Here is a 10,157-nt window from a genome sequence, read left to right as displayed (position 1 = left end):
GTCATGGATAATGAATGCCGTGCTAGGCCCGGTGGATCCCCAATTGGGCAATTTTCCGGCCGCCAGCGTGTTAAAGGTTGTGGAAGAAAAACCGATCAAACGGATTGAGGATGAAACACTGATTATGGCCGATCTATCCCGCAAGGCGATTCAGCAGGTGCAGCGGTTTGTCCGGACGCTCCTGACAGATGAGATTCCAACTCCTAAAGTGGCTCCAGAAAAGGTGGATGTAATCATTCAAGCACTGACCACAGGACAGGTAACTCATGACTATCCCATTACGGTAGAAGAAGCTACAGAATTAGGGATGCCAATCACGGTAGGATTGCCCCGGCAAATTTATGATTTGATGGAACTTTATCCTCAACCTCAAGGAGGGCGGCCTACTGTGCAATATATTCCCATGCCCTACGGCCCGATGTGTCCAGTGTTGCCCGAACCTAAGGACAGGCCTTTGCCAGAAGCGGGTTCTACCTCAGAGAAATAGGTGTGACTTTAGACTTTTGGGCTAGAACCAGTGGTACCTGGATCAATTTGCTGACTGTACTGCTGGGGACATCACTGGGATTATTCTTGCGGGGGCGACTGCCCGATCGCATGGTTCTCATCATTACTCAGGGCGTTGGGTTGATTACCCTGTTTCTGGGATTTACGATGGCGACCAGCTTTACCAAAGTGCGGATAGGTATCGTCGATGGCGTGATTTTGGGATTGGTCACTCTGGTACTCGGTGGTCTGCTGGGAGAGTGGGGCCAGATTGAGGAGCGGTTGGTGGCGATCGGCGATCGCTTAAACCAGCGCTTCAGTGGTGGCAGTGGCTTTACAGAAGGCTTTGTAGCCGCCAGCCTGTTGTTTTGCGTGGGGCCGATGACCCTGCTGGGTTGTCTGAATAACGGCTTAACCGGAGACAACCGCCTGCTGCTGCTCAAGTCGTCTATGGATGGACTGGCCGCGATCGCACTGACCAGTAGTTTTGGTATTGGTGTAGGGTTTTCGGTCTTAATTATTCTGGTTTACCAGGGTGGCCTCTCGTTGCTGGCAGGTACCCTAGCCCAGTTCATTGTCGATCCGGCTACGAATCCTGTGGTTTTGCTGATTACAGGAGTCGGTGGTTTGATGATTGTCGGTATTGGCCTGAATTTGCTAAACATTGCCAAAATTCGGGTGGCGGCTTTTTTACCCGCATTAGTATTAGTGCCAGTGCTGTATTGGCTAGCTAGTTTGACGGGGAGAGGGTGATGAGGGTTGAGGATATCAATTACTGGGGAGGTGGGGAAATCTGATAGTCAGTTGTTTGGATGAGCGTGCCTGGATTTGGAGGCAATTGTTGGGCAGCTTGCTGGGCTGACAGTTCCTGAACTTTGAGAGTCCACTGGTCGATCCGGCGTTGGGCTTCTCTGTATAGAGCGCGGCCAAAGTAAATGTTGTTGGCTTCACTGATGGCCGATTGGAGGGACTGGATATCCTCTTTTCTGGCCAACGCCGTGGCTTGATCGAGGTAGGGTTGATCTTCTGCCGTTTCGATCTGACGATTCCATTCTGCGATCAGTTTTTGGGCTTGGGGGTACTGAGGTGTGCTGGAAAAAATCATTTCTGCTTCAGAAATGGCATCCCTTAAGCGATCAAGATTGCCAGTAGCAGCCAACTGTTGAGCTTTGGCAAGATGAGTAGCGGCCTCAGCAGTTTGTTCTTTCTGCCAGTGATCGATCAAATCATTGGTGGTGAAGGATTTGGTGGCTGTCAGATCTTTGGCCTTGGCCCGATCGCGAGCTGCAGCTTTTTTACTCTCCTTGGCAGCCTGGATCTGGTTCACTAAATCTTGAAACCGCTGGACATTCCAGTACTGATTTGGAACTCTCAGCAGTTTGCGGGCATTGAGCAGGGCAATGGCAAAATTATCATCCTGAATGGCAGTCTGGGCCTCGTTAACGAGTTTTTCCGCTGCCTTCCAGGTATCTCGCCATTTCTGGATGCGGGTATTGGCCGTTGCGCGAACAGGGACAGTTTCAGGAATCGACTCAGCGGCTTTGATCGCATCCTCCAGTTTGCCTTCTTGAAAGGTGATTTCTGCTTTCTCCAGTAATCGGTTAGCCCACTGCTGGATAAAGCGATCGCTGTCTTGCCGCAGGGGATGTTCGGGGGAAATAGAACTGGCAAGTTGAATGGCTTCTGCCAGATCGGGGGCTGTATCGCGATCGGCAATCGTCTGAGCGCAGTACAGCCGGGTGGATTCAGACGCTAAGATCGTTTTACCCACGGTTTGACACTCGGCGGCCTCCCAATCATTCAGGAGCCACAGGCCAAATATTCCCGCGCTGAGGGGCAGAGTTATCAGGACGATCGCCCACAGCGGTATGGGAACTTTATGCGCAATTTTCCAGACGCGAGAGGTGAAAGGTGGCAGATTCATAGCGCGTCCATTGTGACCCATGGCAGAAAAATATCCAGAAAAACCCTGAGTTCTACTCAGTCACATTATCAGATCAGCTTCCTGAAGGGAGAGAGATTCTTGCCAAAAGGGAGATGTCATTCTGTATGATAGGAATCCGTTTAGTCTTTTATTGAGTCCATAGAGCCGATACACTAATCTTTAATAGCTCTGGAGATAGCAGAATGGAAACTCTAAAAATCGTTGTTTACATCGTTGTATCCTTTTTTGTCCTGCTGTTTGTGTTTGGCTTCCTCTCGAATGACCCTGCTCGCAACCCCAAGCGTCGGGATTTGGAATAAATTAGGTTATCCCTAGACTTGTCCTGTAAGTGTAGTTGGGGGCAGTAGTTCTCTGCTGCCCTTAATTTTTGAGTAGGGTGCTTTCCATGTGCCTCATTCCTATTGGTTTGCTAACGTATGCCCTATTCGGCTCCCCCTCCTGAGTTACCGCCACCCATTGTTGCTGCGGCTGAGACAGTGGAAGCTTCTCAACTGACTCACCTGTTGGATGCTGCTGTGTCTACTAAAGCTACGATGGCCCATGCTGCCGGTCGGCCCGAATGGTTGCTATCCATACCGGAGTTTGCCGCTGTCCCGGCTCAGGCTGTGCTGTTAAAAGAGTCTTCCCGTGCTACTGGCCACCCGTCGGGTGCTGAACTGTTAGGTAAGACGGCAGCAAAAGGATATTTGTATTTGTCGATCGATCGATCTGTCTCTCCTAAGGCAGTTCTTCCAGCTCAGCCAAAGTTTCAGGAGGCTGCAACCTCTGGTGCTCCAGCAATCCCAATTCCCAAGCCGAAAGCTGTCGATCCTACCAGCGATCGCCTATTCAATAGCCAAGCTTCAGAACACTTAACTGCAACGAATCAGGCTGTTTCTCAGACACAGGTGCAAGCGTCTGCTTCGGCTCAACCCAGAGGTGGAGCTACAGGAACTACGATCGCTCCCGCTGCCTCCTCATCGTTCTATTCTCTGTCTGGAGTATCTGGGCATCTATCTGCCCTCTCTCAAACCACGCTGGTTAACCATCTAAATGAGGGGTTTGTCTTTGATGCCCTGGTAGATAGTTTTCAAACGTTTCAGAGCCTTGCTGCAGCAGATCTGGCGCGATTGTCCCACAAACAACTTCTGCGCCTGACTCAAGCTCCCATCAATTCCCTTATGCCTGGGATCGTTCCAACTCCAGATGGCCTGTTTGCTCCTGGCTTGCCCCAGGTGCTGCCGTCTATACCGCCCGGAACATCGCCAGAACTCCCCACCCCTACTCCGGCACCGGAAACTCCTGTTCCGGAAAATGGTACGAATCCTGCGGCTATTCCTCCAAGCTTGAATCCGACCAATCTTGTGGAGGTGAATGCCGATCGCCAGGAATACGACGAACGACAACAGGTGTTCACAGCAGAGGGCAATGTCACCATGCGGTTTCGGGGTGGCTTACTGGATGCTGATCGAGTGCAAGTGAATCTGGTGAACCGAATTGCCGTAGCGGAAGGCAATGTGGCCCTGACACGGGGACGACAGGTGCTACGGGGACAACGATTTGAATACAACCTGGGACAGGGCAGTGGTACGGTGCTGGCGGCCAGTGGGGATATCTTCCTGCCGACCAGTGGCACGGATTTTGTGATTCCGGCGGCAACTGATAATACAACGACTGGAATTTTAGAGCGGCCTCTCAGCGATCGCGTTACCTCTCAGCAACCTCAACAAAATGTCTCTAGCCCCGGTGGCATTTCCATTTCAGGAGGTGCAGGGCGAGATATTAGTCGGCTACCGGGTGCCCTGCCGCGTGGGGGGCAAGTTCGTCGCTTGCGGTTTGTCGCCGAGCAGATTGATTTCACGCCGGAAGGGTGGGTGGCCAAAAATATCCAGGTGACGAATGATCCTTTTTCACCCCCCGAATTAGTGCTGAAAGCGGAACGGGCTACTCTGACCCGTCTATCGCCACTAGAAGATGAAGTGCGCTTGTTCCGTCCACGACTAGTTTTTGATCAGCGGGTTTCGATACCGTTTTTTCCAAACCGCACCGTGCTCAGCCGTCAGGAACGCCAGCCAGGGCTTTTCCGGCTCGCTTATGATGCGGAAGACCGGGGTGGCTTCTACGTAGAAGGCGTGCTGAACGTCATCGACACCCGGACAGTTCAGTTTAGTGTGTTTCCTCAAATTTTTCTGCAGCGGATGATTGCGGGGCCAGCAAGTACATTTCTGGGAAGCTCCAACGATACCGCAACAGAGAGCAAAGGTATCGGAGATCCTAACAATTATGGTTTCCGCACCACCCTCAATGCTCGGCTTGGTTCTTCTACCTTCCTGCGCAGTTCTGCAGCCTTCACGACGGTTGATCCTAGCCAATTCTCGGATAAACTGCGGGCCAGTGTAAGACTTCAACAACTGATTCCGACATCGTTAGGAGTACATACGCTGGCACTTGAATATAGCTATCGCGATCGCTTGTTTAACGGATCTCTGGGATTTCAAACTGTGCAGAGCAGTATCGGAGCCTTGTTTCTGTCTCCTACTATTACGCTAGGTCAAACTGGAATTGTGCTAAACTATCAAATTGGCTACCAGTACGTGAATGCCGATACTGATCAGGAGAACCTGCTGTCGCCTGTGCGGGAGAACAACCGTGTTTCTCTGGGTCGCTTTCAAACTACAGCTGGCCTGAGTCGATCGTTCCTGCTCTGGCAAGGTAAACCACTACCAGCCACTCCTACTCAGGGATTAAGATACACTGCAAATCCTCTCACGCCCTACATCAGCGTGAATGCTGGTCTGCGTGGCGTATTTAGTAGTTATACGAGTGGCAACATCCAGCAGGATTTGGTTGGCTCAGTTGGTATATATGGTCAATTTGGCCATTTCTCTCGCGATTTCTTTGATTACACAGCTGTTGGGGTTACATACAATCAGGTGGTTGGCAGCGGTCAATCGCCGTTCCTGTTTGATCGCACGGTGGATAACCAAGTCCTTTATCTTTCTGCATTTCAGCAGATTTATGGGCCAATCCGGGTAGGCATTCAAACATCGATTAATCTGGATACCAGAGAGGCAATCAGTACCGATTACTTTCTGGAATATAGCCGTCGAACTCATGGCATTATTGTTCGTTACAATCCAGTTCTGGAAATCGGTTCTATTAGCTTAAGGATCAGTGACTTTAACTGGAGTGGTACGGCGGAACCCTTTGAGGGAGCAGGAGTTACTCCTGTGGAAGGGGGAGTGATTCGGCAGAGACGACTGTAAACCCTGGTATTGGTGGGGAAGAGGAATACAGTGAAGTCAGTTGAATGCATTGAAAAAGAAATAGTCAAGCTCCAGGAGGCTGTGGCGGCCTTGGCTCAGGAGTTTTATGAGACGTATCGGGATTATCTGGATGGGTTGGGCCAGGCTGTGCGACAGCAACTCATTCTCGCCAGTTACAACGTCTGTACTCAAGGATATCCGGCGAATTTTCTGGCCCTTTCTCTGAGCCAACAGCAAGCTTTGCAAAAGGCCATAAGAACCCTGGCGAACCAGACTCAAGAAAGCTTACAGGAGATTTTGCAAAAACCGGATGAGTGGGTGGCGGTATCTAGAGCCAGTGTCTTGATGAGTGAAGGGGCAACTCCAGGGGACCCGGTTAAGGAGTCAGATCAGGAACAAGGGGAGCCACAGACAACTCCTGCCTCTGGTGCGCTGACTCCCGAAGATGTCATCCAATGGCAGGAAACTCTGGAACAGGAAATTCTGTATGCATTGAGAAATGCGTCCCAGGATGGGAATCGCCTGTTGCAACAAGCGGCTATCTTACCCAAGCAACTGCCAGAAGCTTTTTTGCAGCAGGTGGGCAAGGCGGAGATGGTTAAGATGGGAGCCAGTTCCCCCAATCTCCTGAATGTCTTGATTGAAGACCCGCAGAAGCCTGCCTCTTCTGAAGAAGATCTGGAGGATCCGGAGTCTCTGTTACAGATCATCGCGATTCAACTCCGGCTGACCGATATTGAGTTTGCCAATGCGGCTCTTACCCTGTTACGAAATAAAACTCGCAGCTTATCGGCCCGCTTGAAAAAACTCTGGCAGTTGTATCGCCGGAAATCACGGGAACGAGCGATCGCACAGGCTCAGCAAGCATGGCAGGCCAGTTGGTTTGAGGATTGAGGGGAATCGAGGTTAGGGATTAGGGATTTGGGGTTGAGGATTGGGGTTAGGGTGTAAGGTGAAAGAGTTGATTGCTGCACAGAAGCGCGTTTGAAGTCTATGCAGTTTGCAAATCCTACTTCCCCATCCTCCCCTACTCCTGCTGTCCCAGATTGGGTGAGGCTGCAGAAAGCGTTGTCGATCGAGGCGGAACAGGGATTCAACGATCTGCAGGGAAAACAGTACCGCTTCAGTGAATTTCTCAGCTTTAGCTTATCCGCTCCTCCCACAGCCCTTTCTCCCGATCAACAGCGGCGCTGGCAGAATTTGGGTCAACAATTCACTTGCTATTCCACCCTCACCTTTTCCCAACGGCAGCACCTGGTTGCTGATACCCGTCGTTTTCTCTATCAAGTACGGCAGACGTGGGAGCAGCGGCAGAAGGAAAGGGCAGATGGGGAGAGCGGGGAAGGAACGCAACATTCAACATTCAACATTCAACATTCAACAACTGCTGGAAGCCAGGCGTCAGGAGCCACAAGCCAACCCAACACCAATCCAAAGTCTAGAATCCAAAATCCAAAATCCGCTTCTCCTCGCACCGTTCCTCTGACAGACTCTACTCGATCAATCGCCCTTGACCAACCCTTAACCTATCTTCCTGGGGTGGGGCCGAAGAATTCAGAAAAGCTGGCAAAGTTGGGATTACTGACGGTGCGGGATTTGCTTTATTACTATCCTCGTGACCATATTGACTATGCTCGTCAGGTCAATGTGCGGGATCTGGAAGAAGGGGAGACGGTGACGGTGGTGGCGACGGTGAAACGCTGCAATTGCTTTACCAGTTCCCGCAACAGTAAGCTGACAATCCTGGAATTGCTGGTGCGGGATGCAACGGGCCAGTTGAAGTTGAGCCGCTTTTATGCCGGAACTCGTTACAACAATCGCGGCTGGCAGGAGCAGCAGAAACGCCTGTATGCACCGGGAACGGCGATCGCGGCTTCTGGTTTAGTCAAACGCAGCAAATATGGCATCACTCTGGAAGACCCGGAAATTGAAGTGCTGGAACACACCAGGGATGAAATTGAATCGCTGAAGGTGGGTCGTCTGGTGCCGATCTATCCGCTGGCAGAAGGAGTTCCGGCGGATCTGGTACGGCGGGTGGTGGCGGCGGCTCTTCCCGCAGCGAACCAGATTCAAGAAGCACTGCCGGACAAGCTACGGGAACAGTACGGCTTAATCGGGATTCAGGCGGCGATCGCGCAAATTCACTTTCCGTCTGATCCGGCACTTCTGGAAGCGGCCCGCCATCGGCTGGTGTTTGACGAGTTTTTCTACCTACAACTGGGTTTACTGAAGCGCCGCAAAGATCAGCAGCAACTGCAGGCCAGTGCGGTTCTCGCCCCCACCGGACAACTGATCGATCGTTTCTATGACATCCTGCCGTTCCAGTTCACTGCTGCCCAACAACGAGTCGTCAACGATATTCTGAACGATCTGCAAAAAAACGTTCCCATGAACCGTCTGGTGCAGGGAGATGTGGGGTCAGGAAAAACGGTGGTCGCGGTAGTGGCAATGCTGGCGGCAATTCAGGCAGGCTATCAGGCGGCGATGATGGCTCCGACGGAAGTGCTGGCGGAACAGCATTACCGCAAGCTGGTGGAGTGGTTTAACCTGTTGCATTTGCCTGTCGAGTTGTTAACAGGTTCGACGAAAGCAGCGAAACGGCGCGAGATTCATGCTCAGTTGACCACGGGAGAATTGCCTGTGCTGGTTGGTACCCATGCCCTGATTCAAGACACCGTGAACTTTCATCGCTTGGGATTGGTGGTGATTGATGAGCAGCACCGTTTTGGTGTAGAGCAACGAGCCCGATTACAACAAAAGGGCGAGCATCCCCATGTCCTGACGATGACTGCCACCCCAATTCCCCGTACCCTGGCGCTGACCTTGCATGGCGACCTGGATGTGAGCCAGATTGATCAACTACCACCGGGACGCAAAGCAATTCAAACCACGGTGTTGTCAGGCCGCGATCGCCTGCAAGCCTACGACCTGATGCGTCGTGAAATTGCCCAGGGACGACAGGCGTATGTGGTGTTACCGCTGGTGGATGAATCGGAGAAATTGGATTTGAAGTCGGCGATCGCAGAATATCAGGAATTGCAGGAGAAAGTCTTTCCTGAATTTCAGGTGGGTCTGCTACACGGTCGCATGACTGCTGCCGAAAAAGATGAAGCAATTAATCGCTTTCGCCGCAATGAAACCCAGATTCTGGTTTCTACCACGGTCGTAGAGGTGGGTGTGGATGTGCCAAATGCATCTGTAATGCTGATTGAACACAGCGATCGCTTCGGCCTCTCCCAATTGCACCAACTCCGGGGACGAGTCGGACGGGGTGCCGCCCAATCCTTCTGCCTGCTGATGAGCAGTTCTCGCAGTGAAACGGCACGACAACGGCTGAAAGTGCTGGAACAATCCCAGGACGGCTTTTTCATCTCAGAAATGGATATGCGCTTCCGGGGGCCAGGAGAAGTGTTGGGCACTCGCCAATCCGGCTTACCGGATTTTGCTCTAGCCAGTCTGGTGGATGATCAGAAAGTTCTGGAGCAGGCACGGGAAGCGGCAGAGAAAGCGATCGCCAGAGACGCAACCCTCAGCAGATGGCCTTTGATGCAACAAGAACTTACCTACCGCTACCAGCGTCTGATGGGCGGCGCGATTTTGACGTAATCCTGGAAAAGGATAATTGCCGCGCCAGCTCAGTGATGTTCCGGACCTCCCTAACAAGACCTCCCTAAGCATGTAGCTGTGCCACTGTTTGGGCTAACCAACATTGGTAGTCTATGTCATACAAAGAGGTGATTTTTGGCTGGATATCAGAATTCATGATGAATCTTCCTTGTGTTATGTGTAAGTAAACTCGTCGCAAAATCTGTGCCTACACCATGTGCTTACATCCAAGGTTTGGGCAATATCAATCAGAGCCACTGCCGCTGCCCGTCGCGGTTCGTCAATGCCTTTCAATCTTTTGCACCGGCATCACACATCTAGCAATATCTACCTCCTGCCGATTGCCATACTCGTCATACTTGCCCTCCTATCTGAGTTCTGTGTGCATTTGGATGTGGGGGTTATGAGAACCGCAGATCGGTTGCTGGGGCATCTCAAGCACTAAGGATCAAACGTTGAGCGATCGTGGGGATTCCCAACTTTGGAGCAGGGATTTAAGGCGATACTCCAACCCAGGACTGAAGCGGGATAACGGTGAAGTGCAGCGGCGGCTAGGGACTTATGATTCCTGACGGCTTTGTTACATGAAGAGGGGTTGGGGAGGGTAGAGACATGGTAGGTTTCAGTTCCACACCTAAACCTGCTATAAAACCTCAATACCGCATCTGCAACTGGTCTGAGTATAACGCTGGGTTCAAGCAGAGGGGAAGCCTCACCTTGTGGATTGAAGCATCCGTTCTGGAGCAGTGGGTCGTCGAAGAATTGAGCAAGCAAGCCCGGTGCGTCTGTCCTCTACAGCGACCTTGCGATTCAAACAATGACGACTAATAAAGCCATCTATCATCTAGCGGGACGGCAGCGCCAAGGCTTTGTCA

Annotated in this window: 8 protein-coding genes; 7 read left to right on the top strand and 1 reads right to left on the bottom strand. The window is 51.7% G+C overall.

The window, feature by feature from the left end:
• Nucleotides 1–487: SDH family Clp fold serine proteinase (locus ACUVQO_RS20835; RefSeq protein ID WP_445927746.1), on the top strand; the 487-nt coding region annotated here is incomplete at its 5' end.
• Between the two features lie 2 nt (nucleotides 488–489).
• Nucleotides 490–1,239 carry a DUF554 domain-containing protein gene (locus tag ACUVQO_RS20830; protein ID WP_445927745.1) on the top strand — a complete coding sequence of 250 codons (750 nt, stop codon included), beginning with the start codon at nucleotides 490–492 and terminating at the stop codon, nucleotides 1,237–1,239.
• Nucleotides 1,240–1,258: 19 nt separating this feature from the next.
• Here the strand turns inward: ACUVQO_RS20830 and ACUVQO_RS20825 are convergent, their stop codons facing one another.
• Nucleotides 1,259–2,431 carry a hypothetical protein gene (locus tag ACUVQO_RS20825; RefSeq protein WP_445927744.1) on the bottom strand — a complete coding sequence of 391 codons (1,173 nt, stop codon included), beginning with the start codon at nucleotides 2,429–2,431 and terminating at the stop codon, nucleotides 1,259–1,261.
• Nucleotides 2,432–2,613: 182 nt separating this feature from the next.
• Between ACUVQO_RS20825 and ACUVQO_RS20820 the strand changes: the two genes are divergently transcribed.
• The 5 genes from ACUVQO_RS20820 to ACUVQO_RS20800 all read left to right on the top strand — a co-directional run.
• The gene (locus ACUVQO_RS20820; protein ID WP_233744352.1) at nucleotides 2,614–2,730 is read left to right on the top strand and encodes a photosystem II reaction center protein I; all 117 of its coding nucleotides are present in this window, start codon (nucleotides 2,614–2,616) and stop codon (nucleotides 2,728–2,730) included.
• A 117-nt stretch (nucleotides 2,731–2,847) separates the two neighbouring features.
• Nucleotides 2,848–5,676 carry a DUF3769 domain-containing protein gene (locus tag ACUVQO_RS20815; protein ID WP_445927743.1) on the top strand — a complete coding sequence of 943 codons (2,829 nt, stop codon included), beginning with the start codon at nucleotides 2,848–2,850 and terminating at the stop codon, nucleotides 5,674–5,676.
• Between the two features lie 30 nt (nucleotides 5,677–5,706).
• Nucleotides 5,707–6,570, top strand: coding sequence for a hypothetical protein (locus ACUVQO_RS20810; protein ID WP_445927742.1), 864 nt, complete (start codon nucleotides 5,707–5,709; stop codon nucleotides 6,568–6,570).
• 99 nt (nucleotides 6,571–6,669) lie between these two features.
• Nucleotides 6,670–9,282: an ATP-dependent DNA helicase RecG gene (recG, locus tag ACUVQO_RS20805; RefSeq protein WP_445927741.1), complete on the top strand. Its 2,613-nt coding sequence runs from the start codon at nucleotides 6,670–6,672 to the stop codon at nucleotides 9,280–9,282.
• 817 nt (nucleotides 9,283–10,099) lie between these two features.
• A partial coding sequence (locus ACUVQO_RS20800) for a hypothetical protein (RefSeq protein WP_445927747.1) occupies nucleotides 10,100–10,157 on the top strand: 58 nt, incomplete at its 3' end.

The organism is Leptodesmis sp. (genome assembly GCF_052746595.1).
This window is presented reverse-complemented; position numbering and strand designations above follow the sequence as displayed.